Annotated in this window: 15 protein-coding genes and 1 pseudogene; 10 read left to right on the top strand and 6 right to left on the bottom strand. The window is 71.4% G+C overall.

Going from position 1 to position 21,222, the window contains the following annotated elements:
* Window positions 1–130: 130 nt before the first annotated feature.
* Both ACZ4Z3_RS39810 and ACZ4Z3_RS39805 read right to left on the bottom strand, forming a co-directional pair.
* Window positions 131–1,165 (bottom strand): glycoside hydrolase family 10 protein, encoded by a 1,035-nt coding sequence (locus ACZ4Z3_RS39810; RefSeq protein ID WP_468505638.1) that lies wholly within the window; start codon window positions 1,163–1,165, stop codon window positions 131–133.
* Window positions 1,166–1,228: 63 nt separating this feature from the next.
* A complete protein-coding gene (locus ACZ4Z3_RS39805) occupies window positions 1,229–2,860 on the bottom strand; it encodes a glycoside hydrolase family 43 protein (protein WP_468505648.1) in 1,632 nt (543 codons plus the stop codon).
* Window positions 2,861–3,484: 624 nt separating this feature from the next.
* Between ACZ4Z3_RS39805 and ACZ4Z3_RS39800 the strand changes: the two are divergent.
* Window positions 3,485–4,384: pseudogene (locus ACZ4Z3_RS39800) on the top strand (CE1 family esterase); the annotation flags it as partial.
* Window positions 4,385–4,470: 86 nt separating this feature from the next.
* On the opposite strand, the gene ACZ4Z3_RS39795 reads toward ACZ4Z3_RS39800, so the two are convergent.
* Together ACZ4Z3_RS39795 and ACZ4Z3_RS39790 are read right to left on the bottom strand one after the other, a co-directional pair.
* Entirely contained in the window at window positions 4,471–5,595 is a 1,125-nt protein-coding gene (locus tag ACZ4Z3_RS39795) for a GH12 family glycosyl hydrolase domain-containing protein (protein ID WP_468505637.1), read from the bottom strand.
* Window positions 5,596–5,776: 181 nt separating this feature from the next.
* The gene (locus ACZ4Z3_RS39790; protein WP_468505636.1) at window positions 5,777–7,402 is read right to left on the bottom strand and encodes a PucR family transcriptional regulator; all 1,626 of its coding nucleotides are present in this window, start codon (window positions 7,400–7,402) and stop codon (window positions 5,777–5,779) included.
* A 246-nt stretch (window positions 7,403–7,648) separates the two neighbouring features.
* Here ACZ4Z3_RS39790 and ACZ4Z3_RS39785 point away from each other — a divergent pair, with 246 nt between their 5' ends.
* Genes ACZ4Z3_RS39785 through ACZ4Z3_RS39775 form a run of 3 tightly spaced genes read left to right on the top strand, consistent with a single transcriptional unit; the run spans window position 7,649 to window position 13,274 of the window.
* Window positions 7,649–8,917, top strand: a complete 1,269-nt coding sequence (locus ACZ4Z3_RS39785; protein ID WP_468505635.1) for an aspartate aminotransferase family protein — start codon at window positions 7,649–7,651, stop codon at window positions 8,915–8,917.
* On the top strand, window positions 8,914–11,838 hold the full coding sequence (locus tag ACZ4Z3_RS39780) for an FAD-binding and (Fe-S)-binding domain-containing protein (protein ID WP_468505634.1): 2,925 nt from the start codon (window positions 8,914–8,916) through the stop codon (window positions 11,836–11,838). The genes ACZ4Z3_RS39785 and ACZ4Z3_RS39780 overlap by 4 nt, the downstream gene beginning before the upstream one ends.
* The gene (locus tag ACZ4Z3_RS39775) at window positions 11,835–13,274 is read left to right on the top strand and encodes an NAD-dependent succinate-semialdehyde dehydrogenase (protein ID WP_468505633.1); all 1,440 of its coding nucleotides are present in this window, start codon (window positions 11,835–11,837) and stop codon (window positions 13,272–13,274) included. Before ACZ4Z3_RS39780 ends, ACZ4Z3_RS39775 begins: the two co-directional genes overlap by 4 nt.
* A gap of 62 nt (window positions 13,275–13,336) precedes the next feature.
* On the opposite strand, the gene ACZ4Z3_RS39770 is transcribed toward ACZ4Z3_RS39775, so the two are convergent.
* Window positions 13,337–14,080, bottom strand: a complete 744-nt coding sequence (locus ACZ4Z3_RS39770; RefSeq protein WP_468505647.1) for an IclR family transcriptional regulator — start codon at window positions 14,078–14,080, stop codon at window positions 13,337–13,339.
* 278 nt (window positions 14,081–14,358) lie between these two features.
* Window positions 14,359–15,105 (bottom strand): IclR family transcriptional regulator, encoded by a 747-nt coding sequence (locus ACZ4Z3_RS39765; protein ID WP_468505646.1) that lies wholly within the window; start codon window positions 15,103–15,105, stop codon window positions 14,359–14,361.
* 282 nt (window positions 15,106–15,387) lie between these two features.
* Here ACZ4Z3_RS39765 and solA point away from each other — a divergent pair, with 282 nt between their 5' ends.
* The 6 genes from solA to ACZ4Z3_RS39735 all read left to right on the top strand — a co-directional run.
* A complete protein-coding gene (solA, locus tag ACZ4Z3_RS39760; protein WP_468505632.1) occupies window positions 15,388–16,524 on the top strand; it encodes an N-methyl-L-tryptophan oxidase in 1,137 nt (378 codons plus the stop codon).
* A gap of 18 nt (window positions 16,525–16,542) precedes the next feature.
* Entirely contained in the window at window positions 16,543–17,514 is a 972-nt protein-coding gene (locus tag ACZ4Z3_RS39755) for a succinylglutamate desuccinylase/aspartoacylase family protein (RefSeq protein WP_468505631.1), read from the top strand.
* 118 nt (window positions 17,515–17,632) lie between these two features.
* The gene (locus ACZ4Z3_RS39750; RefSeq protein ID WP_468505630.1) at window positions 17,633–18,736 is read left to right on the top strand and encodes an ABC transporter substrate-binding protein; all 1,104 of its coding nucleotides are present in this window, start codon (window positions 17,633–17,635) and stop codon (window positions 18,734–18,736) included.
* Entirely contained in the window at window positions 18,729–19,868 is a 1,140-nt protein-coding gene (locus ACZ4Z3_RS39745) for an ABC transporter ATP-binding protein (protein WP_468505629.1), read from the top strand. Before ACZ4Z3_RS39750 ends, ACZ4Z3_RS39745 begins: the two co-directional genes overlap by 8 nt.
* A 3-nt stretch (window positions 19,869–19,871) precedes the next feature.
* The gene (locus tag ACZ4Z3_RS39740) at window positions 19,872–20,768 is read left to right on the top strand and encodes an ABC transporter permease (RefSeq protein WP_468505628.1); all 897 of its coding nucleotides are present in this window, start codon (window positions 19,872–19,874) and stop codon (window positions 20,766–20,768) included.
* Window positions 20,765–21,222: ABC transporter permease (locus tag ACZ4Z3_RS39735; RefSeq protein WP_468505627.1), on the top strand; the 458-nt coding region annotated here is incomplete at its 3' end. The genes ACZ4Z3_RS39740 and ACZ4Z3_RS39735, both read left to right, overlap by 4 nt.

Here is a 21,222-nt window from a genome sequence, read left to right as displayed (position 1 = left end):
TTCCCCCGTTCCACGGGCCGGCCACGACGGACGGGCCCCCGGCGAACCACGCCGGGGGCCCGCGGCCGTCAGCATCCGGCGTCGGCGCACCGGAGTCGGTCCGGTGCGCCCCGGCGGTCGACCGCTGAGGTCAGGGCGTGCCGCCCATCGTGGTGAGCGTGGACCGGTACGCCTGCTTCTTGTTGCCGCCGCGGTCGAAGAGCAGCGGGTTCTCGCCGCTGCGCCACGAGTCGCTGTCGCGGATGCCCCACACCGTGATGCCGGTGCAGCGCGCCACGTTCAGACAGGCCCTGACCGTGTTGGCGTACGCGTTCGGCGGGGCCTGAGCGATGTCCAGCTCGGTGATCTGCACGTCCACCCCGAGAGCGGCGAAGCTCGACAGCGTCGTCTGGAAGCTGCCGGGAGGGCCGCCGGCACCGAAGTGGGCCTGGAGACCCACGCAGTCGATGGGGACGCCGCGCGCCTTGAAGTCGCGGACCATGCGGTAGACGCCCTGCGTCTTCGCGGCGTTCCAGTCCTCGATGTTGTAGTCGTTGTAGCAGAGCTTGGCCGACGGATCGGCGGCCCGGGCCGTGCGGAACGCCTCCTCGACGAAGCCGGTGCCCAGCACGTCCCGGAAGACCGAACTGCGCATCTGGCCGCTGCCCCCGTCGGCGAAGGCCTCGTTGACCACGTCCCAGGAGTGGATGCGGCCCTTGTAACGGCCCGCCACGGTGTTGATGTGGTTGTTCATCACGCTGCGCAGCGTGTTCGCGTCCCTGATGGAGCTGACCCAGCCGGGCAACTGGGAGTGCCACACCAGCGTGTGACCGCGGACCTTCTGGCCGCGGGACGCCGCGCGGTTGACGATCTGGTCGGCGGAGCCGAAGGTGAACTGGCCGCGGCTGCGCTCGGTCGCGTCCCACTTCATCTCGTTCTCGGGGGTGACCTGGTTGAACTCGCGGTCCAGGATGCCGGTGTATTGGCCGTCGCCGAGCCGGCCCGCGGCCACGGCGGTGCCGAAGTACCGTCCGGACTGGGCTGCCTGGGCGCCCAGCGTGCTGGCCCTCGGCGCGTCCGGGGCGCGGTCCGCGCCGTTCGCGATGCCGGGCGTCACCAGGGACACGACGGCTGCCAGGCCCAGGACCGAGGCGCGGCGCCGGCCGAGCCGTTTCGACGGGTTCATCGTTCTCCTCGTACGGTCGGGTGCGGGTGGGGTGCGGGTGATGGTGTCGCGGGTGCGACGGCCTCAGGGCGTGGACAGCTCGAACCGAGTGACGCGGACCGCGCCGCCGAGTGCCTGCGTGGCGTGGTTGAAGAGGGCGAACCGGTAGCCCATGAAGAAGCGCCAGTCGTTGCCCATCGAGAAGGCGGGACCGAGGCGGGTGAAGGTGACGCCGTCGGTGCTGTAGGAGAAGGTGGCGGGCCGGGGCGCTCCGGGACGGATGTCGGCGGTGGCCCGCAGCCAGACGCGACCGCCGGGCGCGTTCGCGCTCGCCCGCTCCACACCCGTGCCGGTGGTGTTCCAGCTGCCGTCCATCGTCAGCCCGTCCACCATCACCAGCCGGGTCACGCCGCCGTCCCGCTTGAGCCCGATCCACGCGGAGGAGTCCCGCAGCAGCGCGAGTCCGGCCCGGTCGCCGTCCCGCATCGCCGAGTGGTCGAGCAGGACCGTGGCGGTGGAGGTCGGGCCCTGGATGCGGTGCGTGAGCGTGTTGCGGGCCCAGTACAGGTCGTTCGTGACCGTCGCCGTCCGCAGGGTGAGGCCGTTGTTCACCGACCACTTGGTGTTGTCGGGGTTGTGGTTCCACTCCCACTTCGGCTTGAGGGTCGTCCCGTCGAAGGTGTCCACGCCGATCATCGGGGTGACCTGGCGGGGCGGGGCGGGCACCACCGGGGCCGGATACGAGGCACCCCACGCGCCGTTCACCAACTGCACCACGGGCCAGCCGTCCGAGGTCCAGGTGATGGGCGCCAGCGCCGGCACCCGGCCGCCCGGGTAGGCGTCCACGAACGCCAGGTAGTACCAGGCGCCGTTCTGCGTCCGCACCAGCCCGCCCTGGTGCGGGACGCCCCCGCCGGGGATCGGCCCGCGCAGGTCGAGGAGGACCTGGCGCATGGTGTACGGACCGAAGGGGCCGCTGGACGACTTGAGGATGTACTGCCCGTTCGCGGGGCGGGTCAGGAAGATGTAGTACTGCCCGTTGATCTTGTAGAAGCGTGAGCCCTCCAGGGTTCCCACGCTCGACGGGGTCGTGAACACCTGCTGGTTACGGACCTGGGTGCGCCCGTCGGGCGACAGCTGCGCCACGCTGATCGTGGTGTTTCCGTACGCCACGTACAGGGTGTCGTCGGTGTCGACGAGCAGCCCGGCGTCGTAGTACGGCGTGTTGATGGTGGTGAGCCTGCTCCACGGCCCCTCGGCGGCGGTGGCCGTGTAGATGTACGTCCTGGCGAAGTCGATCTGGCCCAGCCAGTAGAAGGTCCCGTTGCTCGGCCGGTGGGCCAGCGACGACGCCCAGATGCCCCGGACGTACCCGCGGCCGCCGTTCAGGTCGTACTTGGCGCCGAAGTCGAGGCTCGGCACCGAGTGGCCGGCGATCTCCCAGTTCACCAGGTCGTAGGAGCGCAGGACGGGGGCGCCCGGCGAGTAGTGCATCGTCGAGGCCGAGGCGTAGTAGGTGTCGCCGACGCGGATGACGTCGATGTCGGCGAAGTCCTGCCAGACGACCGGGTTGGTGAAGTTCGCCGCGGCGCTGTCCGGCCCCTCGGCGGCGACGCCGCGGGCCGCCGCGGTCAGCGGGAGGAAGGCACCCGACGCCAGTCCCGCGGCCGCGGTCAGCGCTCGACGACGGCCCCACTGGTGACGAGGGCATGACATATCCATGTCGGTCTCCTTGTGTGGCCGGGCCGTTGGGGACGGCGGGTGAACCGCCTGCGGCCGGGTGGTGGGGGGCTGGCGCCGGAGCGGGGTGTGGGTGCGGCGATGTGCGCGTGCGTGGGGGTGCTCTGTCTCTTCTCGCGGTGTGCGGCGACCGGGAGGGTCAATCCCGTTCGCCCTCTCGGACACCAGCCGACTCATCGAGCACTTTGGATGATAGGAGGACGATGAACCGAGTCAATACCTCTCGCATGATTCGCCTTTGTACTCGAAACCTTTCGCTCGATCAGGGGCTGGAATCGAGCGGAGTGGGGCGCGAGGTGTGTCGGTCGAGAGGTGTTGACATGTGCAGCTGCCTCTCTATGCTCCCGGACTACCACCGGGCGGCCGATGTGGTTCGATCGTGAACGAGCTCGAATCTTGCGCCCGTTCATCTATGTCAGGTGCACGACATTCATCGGTTCGTGACCGCTTCGGCGGTGAGGCGCTCACGGACGCGTGCGGCGCCCGCATCGGCCCCGCCCTCCCCGCGCAGCCGTATTCCGAGACAGAGGGAGTCGCATGATCACCAGGACAAAGAACCTCTTACGGCCCGCCGTGGTCGCGGTCCTGCTCGTCCTGACCATGGCCGGCACGGCCCTGACCGCGGGCCCCGGCGCGGGCTCCGCGCTCGCGGCCTCCGACGCCGCCGCCGGACCCGCCCGAGAGGCCGCCGGGAGCCCCGGCTGCGGCAAGGCGCCCGGCCTGGCCAGCGGTACCCACACGATCCAGAGCAGCGGCAAGAACCGGAACTTCATCCTGCGGGTCCCGGACGGCTACGACCGCAACCGCGCCTACCGGCTGGTCTTCGGCTTCCACTGGCTGGGCGGCACCTCCAACGACGTCGCCACGGGCCGCACCGTGGAGACCGGCACCTGGGCGTACTACGGGCTCCAGCGGCTGGCGAACAACAGCACGATCTTCGTGGCGCCACAGGGCCTCAACAACGGCTGGGCCAACTCCGGCGGCGAGGACATCACCCTCGTCGACGACATGCTCAGGCGGATCGAAGGGGCCCTGTGCGTCGAGACGACACAGCGCTTCGCCCTCGGCTTCAGCTACGGCGGCGCCATGTCCTACTCGATCGCGTGCTCCCGCGCGAACGTCTTCCGCGCGGTCGCCGTCCAGAGCGGCGGCGTCCTCAGCGGATGCAACGGCGGCAACCAGCGCATCGCCTACCTCGGTGTGCACGGCCTCAGGGACAGCGTCCTGAACATCTCCGGCGGACGGTCGATGCGGGACAGGTTCGTCAGGAACAACGGCTGCGCCGCCCAGAACCCGCCCGAGCCGGCGCAGGGCAGCCTCCAGCACCGGGTCACCACCTACTCGGGATGCGCGGCCGGGTACCCGGTCGCCTGGGCCGCCTTCGACGAAGGGCACATCGCCGCGCCGCAGGACGGACGCGGCGGTGACAGCGGCTCGCGGACCTGGCTGCCGGGCGAGATCTGGAAGTTCTTCACCCAGTTCGGTCAGACCACGGCGCCCTGACCCGGGGCGGGCCGACCACGGGGGACCGGCCGACCGTGACCGGCCGGCGCCGGACGCCGTACGAGCGTCCGGCGCCGGCCGTGTCACGCCCTGGTGCAGGCCGTGCCGTTCAGGCTGAACGCGCCCGGCGAGGCGAAGGCGCCGCTGTAGGTGCCCTGGAAGCCGAACGTCTGACTGCCGCCGGGGGAGATGCTCGCGTTGTGCGCCAGGCCGCTCGCCGTGACGGAACCCGACGACGGCGACACGGACGCGCTCCAGGCTCCGGTGATCTGCTGACCGGACGGCAGGGTGAAGGCGAGCCGCCAGCCGTCAACGGGCGACGAACCGGTGTTGGAGACGGTGACGTTCGCGGTGAACCCGCCCGGCCACACGTTCGTGGCGTAGGACACCGCGCACCCGGAGCCGCCGCCCGGACTGCCCGGCCCGCCGCCCGTCTCGACGCTGGAGGAGAACGAGTTCACGGACAGCCCCGTGCCGTTCTGCCAGGGCTCGAACCCGGCCTGAACACTCGTCAGATACCAGCTGTTCTGCGCCATTCCACGGGACACGGCCTGCCGGACGAAGTCCATCACGTCGAAGCTCCAGCTGCCGATGGCCGACGGGGCGACGAAGGACAGCACGTCGTTGGAGCCGTTGCCGCCCTGCCACACCTGCCAACTGCGCCCGCCCACGGTGGCGGTGCCGACCTGCGAACCGATGGGCTGGATGGGGCCCACCTTGTTGAGCCAGATCATGATCTCGGTCCGGTTCACCCCGTCGGTCCGGGGCGTCGGGTCCAGCCAGATGTCGTACGAGGCGTTGTAGACCGCGTCGCCGACGTACCCGTACGAGATGCTGCTCGGCGCGCTCGAGATACGGGAGAGCTGCGCGGGGAGGTTCGTCCCCGGCGAGCAGTTCGTGTAGTGGCAGCCGTTGAACACGGAGGGGTACGACTTCGGCGCTCCGTTCGTCGGGACCGAGCCGTCGGCCCGGCTGACCCGGAAACCGGAACCCGTGGTGGTGACGCACTGGGGCTCGTTGGTGCCCCAGCGGTTGTTCTGGACGACGTACCGGCCCTGGATGACGGCCGAGCCGAACTGTTCGCACACCGTCGTGTCGGCCTGGGCCCGGGGTGTGGCGGCGAAGAGCGCCGCGACGGTGACGAGGGCGGTGACGAACGCGCCGAGCGGGCCGCGCGGGACGCGCGGAAGACGTGGTGACGGTCGCATGGGGGACCTCTTTCGGAGGTACGGCCGGGAAGGTGGGGTCGCGCGGGCGCTCCGGTGATCCGCCATGATGGGAGCGCTCCCAAATCCTGTTCCGTTGTGGACTGTAGGAGCGCGGCCATGCCCCTGACAACCCTGGTGCAGTGGGCGAGTACGGGGGGCCTGTACGGGGGCCGTCCCGCCGTCACCGGGCCCGCAGTGCGTCGAGCGCGGCGAGGGCCACATGGAGTTCGGTGCGCTCCTCCCCGGACTCGAGGTCCCGGCCGAGGAGCCGCTCGATGGTGCGCAGACGCTGGTACATGGTCTCGCGGGCGAGGCCGCCCCGGCGCGCCGCGGTCGTCTTGTTGCCGGCGGCGTCGAGGTAGTGGCGCAGTGTCGTCAGCAGGTCGGAGCCGTGCTGGGTGTCGTGCGCGATGAGCCGGCCGAGCTGCCGCTCGGTGTACTCCTGGATCCGGGTGTCCTCACGCAGGGCGTACAGCAGGCGCCGCAGACCGATGTCGGACAGCTCGTGGAAGGAGCGGCCCTCGGGCAGCGGCAGGCCGCGGGGGGTGGCCTCGGCGACACGGGCCGCCTCCCGGAAGGAACGGGCGGTGTCGGCGAGGTCCATGACCTCGGAACCGACACTCACGACCGGCCGGGGCTCCCCACCGGGCACGGCGCCGCACAACTGCTCGACGACCGGCCGCCAGGGCTGGGCCGCGCGCAGGGCCAGCAGGACGCCGACACGGCCGGGGGCCAGCTCACCGACGAGGCCCGCGACACCGGTCGCGTGCAGCCCCTGGAGCAGTCGGGCCTCGGCCTCCTGGCCCCCGCCGCCCGCGGGCAGGTCCACGAGGACCGCGACGAAGCGGCTCCGGTCGGCGGGCAGCCCGAGCGCGGCGCAGCGGGCGCGGGCGTCCTCCGCCGAGCGGTGGCGATGTTCGACCAGGTCGCGCAGGGCGTTGCGATGGGCGGTGTGCTCCCAGGGAGTGGGGTGGATGAGCCGGGCCACGGTCAGGGCCATGGCGGTCCGCTCCAGCACGGTGCGGTCCTCCGGCCCGAAGGCCGGCCCGCCCGGTCCGGCCGGGAGCATCGCCACCCGCCCCCAGCGTTCCCCCTGGTACGTGACGGGCGCCGTGAGCCAGCCCTCCGGTCCCTGGACCATCGTCCCCTCGCCCGTCCCGGTGGCCCGTGAGCGGTGTTCCCAGCCGGTGAGCGCCTCCTCGACGGTGCCGCCGGACGGCTCGCAGATCAGGGCCTGGTGCACCAGGTTCTCCAGGACGACCGTGCGGCCGCTCATCTCCGCCGCCGCACGCACCACGTCCTCCGGCCCCGCCCCGCGCAGGGTGAGAGTGGTGAACGCCTCGTGGACGCGCTGGGTGCGCCGCATCGCGTCCGCCTGGTTGCCGAGCAGCAGGGCGTGCACGACCTGGGTGACCTCCAGGAAGTTGACGTCCTTGGCCAGGGTGACGAGGGGCAGGCCCCGGGTACGGCAGGCGTCGACCAGTGCGTCCGGCGGGCGGTGGTAGCGGCGTACGAGTTCGATGACCAGCGCCGCGGCCCCGACGTCGGCGAGTTCGTCGACGTAGCGGCGCACCCCGGCGGTGTCCTGCGGCAGTGGCATCCCGGTGGTGAGGACGAGTTCGCCGCCCTTCAGGAAGGACGCGGGATCGGTCAGCTCCGTGATGTGGACCCAGCGGACCGGCCGGTCCAGCCCCGCCTCACCGGTCACGACCCGCGGCTGCCCGGCCGCCAGCACGGGCAGGGCCAGCGCATCGGCGACGGTGAGCGGACGGGCAGGCCCCTGAGCGGCCGGATGGTTGTCGTCCACGGTGCCTCCAGGGGGTGCCCCGCTCGCACCGGGCCGTGCCCGCGGGGAGTGCCCGGCCACTGTGACAAGCGTCGCTGACCTGCGCAAGAGAGGTCCCGCAGGCAAACAGACGGCGCCGCCCCGGTGGCGCTGACACAACGTCCGGATGTCGCGTCCCGTCCGGACACTTCGCGCGTTGGCGCCGGCCGGGCCCCCCGAGATGCTCGAAGGGCCGCAGCAGACCGAGATCGAGGCCGGGAGACGAACATGACCGCACTGTCGCCGCACCTTCGCCAGGCCACGCCCGTGGTGGCGACCCGGGGCGAGGGCGTCCACCTCTACGGCGAGGACGGCCGCCGCTACCTCGACTTCACCGCCGGCATCGGCGTCACCAGCACCGGGCACTGCCACCCCAAGGTCGTGGCGGCCGCCCAGGAACAGGTGGCCACCCTCGTCCACGGCCAGTACACGACCGTGATGCACCAGCCCCTGCGGCAGCTCGTCGAGAAGCTCGGGGAGGTGCTCCCGACCGGCCTCGACAGCCTCTTCTTCACCAACTCCGGCAGCGAGGCCGTGGAGGCCGCCCTGCGCCTGGCCCGCCAGGCCACCGGCCGCCCCAACGTCATCGTCTGCCACGGCGGCTTCCACGGCCGAACCGTCGCCGCCGCCTCCATGACCACCTCCGGCACCCGCTTCCGGTCCGGGTTCTCCCCGCTGATGAGCGGCGTGGTCGTCACCCCCTTCCCGGCGGCCTACCGCTACGGCTGGGACGAGGACACCGCGACCCGCTTCGCCCTCCAGGAGCTGGACTACACGCTCCAGACGATCTCCTCGCCTGCCGACACCGCCGCGATCATCGTCGAGCCGGTGCTCGGCGAGGGCGGCTACGTGCCCGCCACCCGCGCCTTCCTCGAAGGGCTGCGGGAACGCGCCGACCGCCACGGCTTCCTGATCATCCTCGACGAGGTGCAGACCGGTGTCGGCCGCACCGGCCGCTTCTGGGGCCATGAGCACTTCGGCGTCACCCCCGACATCCTCGTCACCGCCAAGGGTCTCGCCAGCGGCTTCCCGCTGTCGGGCATCGCCGCCTCCGAGGCACTGATGGCGAAGGCCTGGCCGGGCTCGCAGGGCGGCACGTACGGCGCCAACGCCGTCGCCTGCGCCGCGGCCTGCGCCACCCTCGACGTCGTCCGCGACGAGCGGCTCGTGGAGAACGCCGAGGCCATGGGCAAGCGGCTGCGCCAGGGCCTGGAAGCGGTCGCCGACCGCACCCCCGGCATCGGCGACGTACGCGGCCTCGGACTGATGCTGGCCACCGAGTTCGTCACGGAGGACGGCGCCCCCGACCCCGAGACCGCCGCCCGCGTCCAGCGCGCCGCCGTCGACGAGGGCCTGCTCCTGCTGCTGTGCGGCGCCTGGAACCAGGTCGTCCGCATGATCCCGGCCCTCGTCATCGACGAGGCCGCGGTGGACGAGGGCCTCCAGGCCTGGGCGACGGCCGTCGAAGCGGGTACATGTGGAGCGGCGGAGCGATGACGGACACCACCACGGCCCCGGAGCGGTCGGCGCGCACCACCCCCGCCCTGGACCGGCTGGTCGCGCTGCTCACCGGGACGGCTCCCGGCCTGCGGGTGGAGACCGGCCCCGGCTCCACCGGCCCCTACGCCTACGACGCCTCCAACTACCGGGTCCCCCCGCGGGCCGTGGTGTTCCCCCGCAGCGCCGACGACGTCGTCGCGGTGCTGCGCGCCTGCCGGGAGACCGGAATCCCGGTCACCGCGCGCGGCGGCGGCACCAGCATGGCGGGCAACGCCGTCGGCCCCGGCGTGGTCCTGGACTTCTCCCGGTACATGAACCGGATCCTCGACATCGACCCGGTCGCGCGCACCGCACGGGTCGAGGCCGGCGTCGTCCTCGACGCGCTGTGCAGCGCCACCGCCCTCCAGGGCCTGACCTTCGGCCCCGACCCGTCCTCGCACAGCCGCTGCACCCTCGGCGGCATGATCGGCAACGACGCGTGCGGCAACCGGTCGGTGCGGCACGGCCGCACCAGCAGCCACATCGAGGCCCTGGAGTTCGTGACGGCCGACGGCGTGCGGGCCGTCGCCGACCACCAGGGCCTGCGCGCGGCGGACCCGGACGACACGGCCGCGGTCCGGCGTGTCGCCCGCCTCCGCGCCGACGTACGCGCCCTGATCGACGCCAACCTGGCGCCGATCCGCACCGAACTGGGCCGCGTCCCGCGACACGTGTCCGGATACCAGCTCCACCACCTGCTGCCCGAGCACGGCTTCGACATGGCCCGTGCCCTGGTCGGCACCGAAGGCTCCTGTGCGGTCGTCACCGCCGCGACGGTCCGCCTGGTGGCGACCGCACAGGCATCCACGCTCCTCACCCTCGGCTACGGCGACGTGGTCGACGCCGCCGAGGACGTGCCCGAGATCCTGCGCTGGAATCCCACCGCCGTCGAGGGCATGGACGAGGCGATCGTCGCCACCATGCGCGCCCGCCGCGGCCCGGACTCCGTGACCGGACTGCCCGAGGGACGGGCCTGGCTGTACGTCGAACTCGACGGCGACGACCAGGCGACGGTCGACGCCCGCGCCGCCGAACTCCTCGACGTGCTCAGGGCCCGCGGCCGGATGACCGGCGGGCGGGTCGTGCGGAGCCCGCAGGAGCGGCGTTCGCTGTGGCGGGTCCGCGAGGACGGCGCCGGGCTCGCCGCCCGGCTCGTCGACGGCGGGGAGTCCTGGCCCGGCTGGGAGGACGCGGCCGTCGCCCCGGAGAACCTCGCCGCCTATCTGCGCGACTTCCGCAAACTGATGGCCTCCCACGGGCTCACCGGGGTGCTCTACGGCCACTTCGGTGCCGGCTGCGTCCATGTCCGCATCGACTTCGACCTCGCCACCGGTCCCGGCCGGGCCGCCGCGCGCCGCTTCCTCGGCGAGGCGGCGACCCTCGTGGTCTCCCACGGCGGCTCCCTGTCGGGCGAGCACGGCGACGGGCGGGCGCGGGGTGAGCTGCTGGAGGTCATGTACAGCCACCGCATGATCCGGGCGTTCGCCGCGTTCAAGGAGATCTTCGACCCCGAGGGGCTGCTCAACCCCGGTGTCATCGTGGACCCGGCCCCCCTCGACGCCGACCTCGCCCTGCACACCCCCGCCGACGTGGTGCCCGTCGACACCCTCTTCACCTTCCCGCACGACGAGGACGGCTTCGCGGGCGCGGTCCGCCGCTGTGTCGGCGTCGGCCGCTGCCGCAGCGACGCGGGCGGCGTGATGTGCCCCAGCTACCGGGCGACGGGGGAGGAGAGCGACTCCACGCGGGGCCGGGCCCGGCTGCTCCAGGAGATGGTGCGCGGCGGGACCGTCGAGGACGGCTGGCGCTCCACCGAGGTGCGCGACGCCCTCGACCTGTGCCTGTCCTGCAAGGCGTGTTCCAGCGACTGCCCGGTGGGCGTCGACATGGCCACGTACAAGGCGGAGTTCCTGCACCACCACTACAAGGGCAGGCTCAGGCCCCGCTCCCACTACTCGCTGGGCTGGCTGCCGCTGACCTCGGCCCTCGCCGGTTACGCCGCCCGCCCGCTGAACGCGCTGCTGCGCGGCCCGGTCGGCAGGCTGCTCGCCCGCCTCGGCGGGGTGACGGTGAAGCGCCGCATCCCGGCCTTCGCCTCCCGGCACGCGCTTCGGCAGGCCCTGCGGAGGGCGCGGACCGGTGAACCGGCGAAGACGCTGCTCTTCGTCGACAGCTTCACCCGCGCCTTCCGGCCCGAGGTCGCCGGGGCCGCGAGCCGAGTCCTGGCCGACGCGGGCATCCCCTGCACGGCGGAGGAGGGCCTGTGCTGCGGCCTGACCTGGGTCAGCACCGGCCAGCTGTCCGTCGCCCGCCGCGTCATGGCCCGTACGGTCGCCCGCCTCGACAACGGTGACGACCGCCCCGTCGTCGTCGCCGAACCCAGCTGCGCCGCCGCCCTCAAGCGCGATGTGCCCGAGCTGCTCGGCACCGACGCCGCCCGGCGGGTCGCGGCCCGCGTCCACACCCTCACCGGAGCGCTCACCGAGCTCGCCGAGCCCGGCTGGACGCCACCGGAGCTGCCTCAGAACGTCGTCCTGCAGACCCACTGCCACGAGTACGCCACCTTCAAGGGCCACCACCCGCGCGACCTGCTCGGCCGCCTCGGGGTGCGGAAGGTCGACGAGGCGGAGGGCTGCTGCGGACTCGCCGGCAACTTCGGCTTCGAGGCCGATCACTACGACACCTCGATGGCCGTCGCCGACCTCGCCCTGAAGCCGCGCCTCGACGCCGTCGACGCCCAGGGACCGGCCGTGGTCGTCGCCGACGGCTTCAGCTGCGCCACCCAGATCGACCACCTCGCCGGTGACCGGGGCGTCCGCGCCCTGCACCTCGCGGAACTGCTCGACCCCGCCGCCGATCAACCTGGAGGAACCCCATGACCGACACACCCACACAGTTGTTCATCGGCGGCGCCTGGGTCGACGCCGTGGACGGCGCCACCATGGCCGTCGACGACCCCGCGACCGGCGAGATCCTCTGCCATGTCGCCGACGCGGGCCCCAAGGACGCGCAGCGCGCCGAGGACGCGGCCGTCGCCGCGCAGGAGAAGTGGGCCCGTACGGCGCCCCGGGCCCGCAGCGAGATCCTGCGCCGGGCCTACGAGATCATCGTCGAGCGCACCGACGAGCTGGCCCATCTGATGACCGCCGAGATGGGCAAGCCGCTCGCCGAGGCCAGGGGAGAGGTGGCGTACGCCGCCGAGTTCTTCCGCTGGTTCTCCGAGGAGGCCGTCCGGATCGACGGCGGCCACGGCACCCTGCCCGACGGCCGCAACCGGATGCTGCTCTCCCGCCGCCCGGTGGGCCCCTGTCTGCTGATCACTCCGTGGAACTTCCCGCTGGCCATGGGCACCCGCAAGATCGGCCCGGCGATCGCCGCGGGCTGCACGATGGTACTCAAGCCGGCCCCGCAGACCCCGCTCTCCAGCCTCGCCCTCGCCGCCATCCTCAAGGAGGCCGGGCTGCCCGACGGCGTGCTGAACGTCGTCACCACCTCCCGTGCGGGGGAGGTGTGCGAACCGCTCCTGCGCGGCGGGCGGATTCGCAAGCTGTCCTTCACCGGCTCCACGGGCGTCGGCCGCCTGCTGCTCGCCCAGAGCGCGGACGCGGTGGTGCGCACGTCCATGGAACTGGGCGGGAACGCGCCGTTCATCGTGTTCGAGGACGCGGACCTGGACAAGGCCGTGGACGGCGCGATGGTCGCCAAGATGCGCAACATGGGCGAGGCGTGCACCGCCGCCAACCGTTTCTTCGTGCACACCTCCGTGGTGGAGGAGTTCGGGCGGCGGCTGGCCGAGCGCATGGGCGCGCTGGTCGTGGGCCCCGGTACGCGCGACGGTGTCGACGTCGGCCCGCTGATCGACCGGAACGGCCGGGGCAAGGTCGAGGAACTGGTCGCCGACGCGGTCGAGCGCGGCGCCCGGGTGCTGGTCGGCGGCCGTACGCCGGAGGGTCCGGGCTGCTTCTACCCGCCGACCGTGCTCACCGGCGTCGACCCCGGCAGCCGTCTGATGGACACCGAGATCTTCGGCCCGGTCGCGGCGATCCTCACCTTCGACGACGAGGACGAGGTGGTCCGCCGGGCCAACGACACCCCGTGGGGGCTCGTCGGCTATGTCTTCACCGAGGGACTGGACCGCGCCCTGCGCGTCAGCGAGCGCCTGGAGGTCGGCATGGTCGGCCTCAACACCGGTCTGGTGTCCAACCCGGCGGCGCCCTTCGGCGGCGTCAAGCAGTCGGGGCTCGGCCGTGAGGGCGGCCGGGTCGGCATCGACGAGTTCCTGGAGTACCAGTACCTCGCGGTGCCCGTCGGATGACCGCGGGGGCGCGGCACCGTCGGACGACTACCGCGGCGCCGCGCCCCGTCCGCGCCCGCGCGTCAGCCCGGGTGGCGGGCGGTGATCTCCGCCGCGGTGTCGGTCACCAGACGTCCCAGCTCGGCGAGCCGGCCGGCGTCGAAGCGGGAGTCGGGCAGGGAGACCGCCACGGCGGCCAGCGGGACGCCGTCAGCGTCGAGGACGGGGGCGGCGATGGCGCAGACGCCCTGGAGGTACTGGTTGTGGTTGACGGCGTATCCGCGGTCCTTGACGCGGCGCAGTTCCGCGCGCAGTTCCCCGGGGTCGGTGATGGTCTCCTCGCCGTAGCCCTCGAGGATGCCCGTCGCGAACTCGTCGACATCGGACGCGGGGAGATGGGCGAGGACCGCGTGGCCGGCGGCCGTGGCGTGCAGCGGCGAGGCGTCGCCGATGGCGTGGAACGTGCGCACCGCGTGGTCGCAGTCGACGCGGTCGACGACGATCATGCCCTGGAGCGCGTCGGGCACCGAGAGGTGGATGGTCTCGTTGAGCGCGTCTCGGAGCCGGATCATGGGGTCGCGGGCGGCGGCGAACAGGCTGGAGCCCTGCAGCGCGGCCGGTCGTACGGCGAGGACCCGCGCGCCGATCTCCCAGCGGGTGGTGTCCCTGCGGCTGGCCCGCAGCCAGCCGGCCTCGTTGAGGGTCAGCAGGGTGCGTTGCACGGTGGACTTCGGGAGCCCGAAGAGTTTCGTCAACTCCCCGACCGTCACCGGCTGATGCCGGGCGACGGCTTCCAGGATGCGCAGCGACCTGGTGACGCTCTTCATCTCCATCCGATGCCTCCTCAGGTCGGTGAGGTCGTCCTGTTCATGTCCTGACCCCTTCTTGGCCCACAAAGATCGTGCCGGATTCTAGCATGGCGTTCCACAATATGGCACGCACGCTCGTCGGCTGTCCGAGGTTCGGATCGGCGTCGACGGGGAGCGGGAATCCGGTGCCCTCGCGGCGATGGGCAGCGACGGCCCCGACCAGGCCGTACCGTGCCGCGGGAATGCGATCGCCCTGCGCCCGGCTCCCCCCGGCCGGGCGCAGGGCGGTGGCTGTGTCAGACGCCCAGGCGGCGCCGTGCGATCTCCGTGGTCGTCTCGGTGACGAGTCGGCCCCACTCGGGGGTCCGTTCGGCGTCGTACCGGGAGTCGGGCATGGAGATGGCGACGGAGGCCAGCGGGGTGCCGTCCTCGTCCAGGATGGGCGCCGCGATGGCGCAGACGCCGGGACGGAACTGGTTGTGGTTGACCGCGTACCCCTCGGTGCGGATCCGCCCCAGCTCGGCGCGCAGCTCCGCGGGATCGACCGGCGTCGTGTCGCTGAAGCGCTCCAGGCCGGCCGCGAGGAGCTCCTCGACGTCCTGCCTGGGGAGGTGGGCGAGAATGGCGCGGCCCACGGCGGTCGCGTGCAGCGGCGAGAGGTCGCCGATCGCATGGAAGGTGCGCACGGCGTGCGCGCAGTCCACGCGGTCGACCACGACCATGCCGTCCAGCGCGTCGGGCACCGAGAGGTGGATCGTCTCGTTCACCTGGTCCCGTAGGCGCACCATGGGCTCGCGGGCGGCGGCGAACAGACTGGAGCCCTGCAGTGCTGCCGGTCGTACGGCGAGGACGCGCGCCCCGATCTCCCAGCGGGTCGTGTCCTTGCGGCTGGCCCGCAGCCAGCCGGCCTCGGCCAGTGTGACCAGTGTGCGCTGCACGGTGGACTTGGGCAGGCCGAAGAGTTTCGTCAACTCCCCCACGGTCACCGGCTGATGCTGCGCGACGGCCTCCAGGATGCGCAGCGACCGGGTGACGCTCTTCATTTCCATCCGATTTCCCCCCGTTAATACTCGAAATTTCTCGTGAACACCCTCTTGACTCCCCTTCGCGCCACTGTCATTGTCTGTGCCAGATTCTAGCACAGCGTTCCACATTGTGGCACGGCTCTCCGAGTGAAGGTCCCGAGGTGAGCCGGAGCGACTCCGAGAAGCGGACGGATGCGAGCCGTGGGTCCGGGAGGACCAAGCCCCCGTCCAAACCCACTCGAATCGAACATCCTCGCGTCGAGGTCAGCATGCGCCTCGACGGTACGAAAGGAAAGTCCTGTGTCTGCTGCCAGGAAGCGGGTCGCCGTCGTCGGCGTCGGAACGATGGGCAGCCAGGCCGCCTGGCGGCTGGCCGCCCGCGGTGCCGAAGTCGTCGGATACGACCGGTACGCCCCCGGCCACGACCGCAGCGCCGCCGGCGGTGAGACCCGGATCTTCCGGAGCGCCCACTTCGAGGACTCCCGCTACGTCCCGCTCCTCAAGCACGCCGACACCCTGTGGGAGCAGCTCCAGCAGGAAACCGGCCGCGAACTGCGCCGCCTGACCGGATGCCTGCTGATGGGGCCGACCGAGCACCAGCAGATGGCCACCGTCCTGCAGTCCATCGCCGAGCACGGCCTCGACCACGAGGTCCTGGACGCCGAGGTCCTCGCCAAGCGGTTCCCGCAGTACCGGCTGGAGGAAGGCGACGCGGCCGTGCTCGACCGCCGCGCCGGGCTCATCCGCCCCGAGCTGACCATCCAGACCGCCGCCCGCCACGCCGAGCAGCTGGGTGCCGTCATCCACCGCTACACCACGGTCCGTGAGATCGTCCCCGTCACGAACGGTGTCGAGATCCGCACCGACGCCGGCAGCGAGCGCTTCGACGCGGCCGTGGTCACTCCCGGCCCCTGGGTCAACGACCTGCTGCCCGACCTGCCGTGGGAGGTGGAGGTCCGGCGCCTGATCAGCGCCTGGTTCGTGCCCACCACCGACGCCTGGTTCGGCGAGGAGCGCCCCGCGTTCATCCGCACCGCGCCCACCCACTGCTACGGCCTGCCCTCCCCGGACGGAGTGTCGGTCAAGCTCGGCCTCTCCCAGGCCCTGCACAAGCCCGCGGGCGACCCGAACCAGCTGGACCGGACGGTGCAGCCGGAGGAGCTGGAGATCTTCGCCGAGCTGATCGGCCGCTACGCGCCGGACCTGCATCCCGACCCGACGCGCCTGTCCGTCTTCATGGAGGGCTACACCAAGAGCAGCCGCCCGCTGGTCGGCCCGCTGCCCGGCGCCGAGAACGTCGTCCTGCTGGCCGGCTTCTCCGGCCACGGCTTCAAGCTCGCCCCCGCCTTCGGCGACATCGCCGCCGACCTCGCGCTGGACGGCTCCTCCGCCCAGCCCATCGACTTCATATCCACCGTCGACCGCGCCGCGGCCTGAGTCCGAACGAGGTACGCCATGACTTTGACCATCGGTACGCTGCATGCGGAGCCCGGCCGGAAGACCCGCGGGGTTCTGCCCGCCGACCTCGGGACCACCACGGTCGAGGTGCCCCTGATCCTCGTCAACGGATCGCGTCCCGGCCCCCGGGTGGTGATCACCGGTGGCGTCCACGGCGGCGAGTTCATCGGTGTCGACGCCACCACCCGCCTGGCGGGACTGCTGGAACCGGAGGAGATCGCCGGGCAGGTGGTGATCTGCCCCGTCGCCAACCCGCCGGCCGTCTACGGCGGCAGGCTCAACATCTCGCCCCTGGACGGCGTGAACATCAACCGCGTCTTCCCCGGTGACCCGGACGGCGGCCCCACCGACCGGATGGCGGCCTGGCTGTTCGCGCACGTCGTCGACGGCGCCGACGCCTATGTGGACCTGCACAGCGGCGGTATCGACCAGCACCTGCTCGACTTCGTCGGCTACCGCCGCACCGGCGACCCCGAACTCGACGCCAAGAACAAGGCGTTGGCGCACGCGGTCGGATACGAGCGGGTCATCTTCGGCACCAGCCCCGAGGGCGGCAACAGCCATGCCGCCGCCAACCGGCAGGGCATTCCCGCGATCCTCGTCGAGACCGGCCAACTGGGCGACCGCGACCCGGCCACCGTACGCAGGCTCCTCGACGCCCTCCACCGGATCCTGCACCACCTCGGCGTCATCGAGGCCTCCGAGCACGTCAAGCCGCCCACCGCCCGGCCCCGTGACTGGATCTGGACCGGCGAGGCCGCCTCCGAGACCACCGGCCTGTGGTACCCGGACGCGGTCACCGGCGACGAGGTGACCGAAGGACAGACCATCGGCCGCATCATCGACCCGGTCCACGGCACCGAACACAAGGTCACCGCCAACGCCACCGGAACGATCATCTACGGCATGAACGGACTCACCGTCCGCCCCGGCACCGAACTCGCCGCCATCGCCACGCCCCACAACTGACCGGCCGGCGGCAACGGCTGCCCGTCGACCGGCCCACGGACCGCGTGTCCGTCCACAGACCCCACCCCCCAACTCTCCCGAGCTGGTCCCCCATTGCGCTACTTCCAGGAGATTTGTCATGAGTAATCCCATGATCGGTCGCAGAGCGCTCCTGCGCGGAGCAGGCGGCCTGGCCGCCCTCGCCGCTCTGCCGTCCCTCTCCGCCTGCGGTACCGGCACCAGCCGTGTCTCGTCCTCAGGCGGCAAGGGCGGCAGCAAGACGGTCATCGTCCGTGACAGTGGCGGTTCCTACGGCGCGGCCCTGCAGAAGGCGATCTACACGCCGTTCACGCAGGAGACCGGTATCCAGGTCAAGGTGCTCAACCTGGACGACGCCCCGCTGCTGGCCCAGATCAAGCAGGGCCGCCCGCAGTGCGACCTCATCAACAACTCGATGATGTCCCACCTCAAGTACTTGGGCCAGAACGCCCTGGAGATGCTGGACCACGACCGGATCAAGAGCGTGAAGAGCGCGAAGATCCCTGAGGCCCAGGTCACCGACCATGCCATCGGCAGCAGCTTCTACGGCCAGTGCATCGCGTACCGCACCGACGCCTTCGGCGGCCGCAAGCCCGAGTCATGGGCGGACTTCTTCGACACCAAGGCGTTCAAGGGCGGCCGCGCGATGTGTAGCCCCGACGGTGACCTGCCGGAGCTGGAGTTCGCGCTGCTGGCCGACGGTGTCCCGATGGACAAGCTGTACCCGCTCGACGTCGACCGCGCCTTCAAGGTGCTGACCCGACTGCGAGGCGACATCAAGAAGTTCTGGGACAGCGGCCCGCTCCCCGGTGTGCTCCTCAGCCGCCAGGAAGTGACGATGTCCACCGTCTGGGACGGCCGGATCGCCGACCTGGAGAAGCAGGGCGTCCCGGTCACCAGGCAGCTGAACGGCATGCGCCGCCAGTTCCAGGGCTACGCCATCGCCAAGGGCGCGGCCAACGTGGACAACGCCTACAAGCTCATGGACTTCTCGCTGCGGGCGGAGAGCCAGGCCAACCTGGCGAAGGCCTTCCCGTCGAACCCGTCCTCTCCGCTGGCCTACGCCAAGCTGACCGAGGAGCAGCGCAACGCTCTGGCCGGTGCGCCGAAGTACTACGACAAGGGCTTCGACACGGACGTCGACTGGTGGCTGAAGAACGAGTCGGCCGTCACCAAGCGCTGGTTGGAGTGGGCTCGTGGCTGAATTCGGTGTCGCCACACCGTCTGTCGGGGTGGCCGGCGGCAAGCCGGCCACCGCGAGTGGCAAAGCGCTGTCGGTGGTGGCCCTGCGCAAGACCTACGGCGACGTGGTCGCCGTCGACGAGGCGTCCATGGAGATCGCGGCGGGGGAGTTCGTCACCTTCCTCGGCTCCTCCGGGTCGGGCAAGACCACGACGCTGATGATGATCGCCGGGTTCTGCGAACCCGACTCCGGCACCATCACCGTGGGCGGCCGGGACGTCACCCGGCTGGCGCCGCAGAAGCGGGGCCTGGGCTTCGTCTTCCAGCAGTACCTGCTCTTCCCCCACATGACGGTCAGCGAGAACGTCGCCTTCCCCCTCACCCTGCGCGGCGTGCCGAAGGACGAGATCCGCCGGCGCGTCGGCGAGACGCTGGAGATCGCGGGGCTGTCCGGGTTCGGTGGTCGCAAGCCGCGTGAGCTGTCCGGCGGTCAGCAGCAGCGTGTGGCGTTGTGCCGGGCGCTGGTCTACCGCCCGCCGGTGATCCTCATGGACGAGCCGCTGGGCGCGCTGGACAAGAAGCTCCGCGATCAGTTGCAGGTGGAGATCAAGTCGATCCAGCAGGAACTGGGCCTGACCGTCATCTATGTGACGCATGATCAGGAAGAGGCGCTGGTGATGTCGGACCGTATCGCGGTGATGCGCAACGGTCTGATCGAGCAGTTCGACACCCCCCGCGAGCTGTTCGAACGGCCCAAGACGCCGTTCGTGGCGGACTTCCTGGGCGCGGCGAACTTCCTGCCCGGCCGGGTGGAGAAGCACGACGGCGAGCACACCCTGGTCCGCCTCACCCAGTCCGGTGGCCTGCTGACAGCCCGCCGTCACCAGCTGGCCCCCGGCACGCAGGTGAAGGTCGCGGTGCAGCCGGGCCGGCTGCGCGCCAGTGCCGCCGACGACGGCTTCTGTACCGGCACCGTCGAGACCGCCACCTACGTGGGCACCCTGGTACGCGCCGGCGTGCGGATCGACGGCGGTGACGGGCCGCTGCTGCGCCTGGAAGTACCGGCAGGCCGGGGCCCGGTGGCGGGTGAGCGGGTCGGGATCACCGCCGATGCCGAGGATGTCAACCTTTTCGCCGACGAACAGGGCGGGTGAGTCATGGCCGCCACCCTCACCGCAGGCGCTCCCGCCCGCCCGCGCAAGCTCCTGGCCTCACGCAAGACCCGCGTGGGAATCCTGTACGCGCTCCCGGTCGTCGTGTATCTGCTGGTGCTGTTCGTCTACCCGATCTTCAGCACGCTGCTGCTCAGCCTGAAGGACGCGGACGGATCGTTCACCCTGCACTGGTACGCCGATGCACTGACGGGCGTGAACCTGTCGGTGCTGTTCACCACGCTGCGGATCTCCGCCGAAACGGCCGTGCTGAGCCTGGTGTTCGGGTTCGTCCTGGCCCAGGCGATCACCCGGCTCAAGCCCATGCTCGCCGGTCTGGCGATGCTGGTCGTGGTCGTCCCGCACTTCGTCTCCGCGCTGGTGCGCACCTACGGCTGGATCATCATGCTCGGCGACAAGGGCCTGGTGAACGAGACCCTCACCGCCATGTCCGTCCCCGGCGCGCCGTTCCAGCTGCTCTACAACGAGCTCGGTGTCGTCATCGGTACCACCTCGATGATGCTCCCCTACACGGTGCTGCTGCTGTACGGGGTGATGCGGGGTGTGGACCGGCGTCTGCTGGCGGCGGCGGCGAGTATGGGCGCGGGCCGGGTGACGATCTTCCGGCGGGTGTATCTGCCGCTGGTCGCGCCGGGTCTGGCCAGTGCCGGGCTGCTGAGCTTCATCCTCTCGCTGGGCTACTACATCACCCCCGCCCTGATGGGCGGCCCCAACCAGACGATGATCGCCACCCTCATCAACCAGCAGGTCACCAAGGAGAACCAGTGGAACGGAGCCGCCGCCCAGGGCGTCATCCTGCTGGTCCTCACCCTGGCCGGACTGCTCCTGGTGAAGGTCGTCAGCTCCCTGGGCGCCAGCCGTAAGAAGAGGAACGCGTCATGATGGAGCTGCGCAAGACCCTCACCGGCAAGATCGCGCTGACCGCCGTCGCCACCGTCATCCTGCTGTTCCTGGCCCTGCCGATCGTCGTCATCCTCGTCACCTCCTTCAGCAACAACGCCTTCGCCTCCTTCCCCCCCGAGGCATGGACGCTGAACTGGTACAAGGCCCTGTTCGCCGACGGCAGCAAATGGCCCGCCGCACTCTCCCTGTCCGCCCTGGTCGCCGCCCTGAGCACCGTCTTCTCCCTCATCATCGGCGTGACCGCGGCGACCGCCCTGGTCCGCAGCGAACTCCCGCTGCGCTCAGCGGTCTTCGCCCTGGTCCTCGGCCCCCTGCTCATCCCGCAGATCGTCACCGCACTGGGGCTGTTCCTCCTGTTCGAGCCGGCCGCGATGCTGGGCAGCCCGATCGCCATCGCCCTCGGGCACACCGTGCTCGCCTCACCCATCGCGGT

Source organism: Streptomyces sp. NPDC030296, assembly GCF_055572815.1.
The sequence above is the reverse complement of the archived record's forward strand: the minus strand, read 5'-3'. Positions and strand labels throughout refer to the sequence as shown.

Excerpts from the sequence above, each read along its gene's own strand:
- ACZ4Z3_RS39765 (WP_468505646.1), bottom strand. The coding sequence starts at position 15,105 with ATGAAGAGCGTCACCCGGTCGCTGCGCATCCTGGAGGCCGTCGCGCAG.
- ACZ4Z3_RS39785 (WP_468505635.1), top strand. The coding sequence starts at position 7,649 with ATGACCGCACTGTCGCCGCACCTTCGCCAGGCCACGCCCGTGGTGGCG.
- ACZ4Z3_RS39770 (WP_468505647.1), bottom strand. The coding sequence starts at position 14,080 with ATGAAGAGCGTCACCAGGTCGCTGCGCATCCTGGAAGCCGTCGCCCGG.
- ACZ4Z3_RS39775 (WP_468505633.1), top strand. The coding sequence starts at position 11,835 with ATGACCGACACACCCACACAGTTGTTCATCGGCGGCGCCTGGGTCGAC.
- ACZ4Z3_RS39740 (WP_468505628.1), top strand. The coding sequence starts at position 19,872 with ATGGCCGCCACCCTCACCGCAGGCGCTCCCGCCCGCCCGCGCAAGCTC.
- ACZ4Z3_RS39755 (WP_468505631.1), top strand. The coding sequence starts at position 16,543 with ATGACTTTGACCATCGGTACGCTGCATGCGGAGCCCGGCCGGAAGACC.
- ACZ4Z3_RS39810 (WP_468505638.1), bottom strand. The coding sequence starts at position 1,165 with ATGAACCCGTCGAAACGGCTCGGCCGGCGCCGCGCCTCGGTCCTGGGC.
- ACZ4Z3_RS39805 (WP_468505648.1), bottom strand. The coding sequence starts at position 2,860 with ATGTCATGCCCTCGTCACCAGTGGGGCCGTCGTCGAGCGCTGACCGCG.
- ACZ4Z3_RS39795 (WP_468505637.1), bottom strand. The coding sequence starts at position 5,595 with ATGCGACCGTCACCACGTCTTCCGCGCGTCCCGCGCGGCCCGCTCGGC.
- ACZ4Z3_RS39780 (WP_468505634.1), top strand. The coding sequence starts at position 8,914 with ATGACGGACACCACCACGGCCCCGGAGCGGTCGGCGCGCACCACCCCC.
- ACZ4Z3_RS39750 (WP_468505630.1), top strand. The coding sequence starts at position 17,633 with ATGAGTAATCCCATGATCGGTCGCAGAGCGCTCCTGCGCGGAGCAGGC.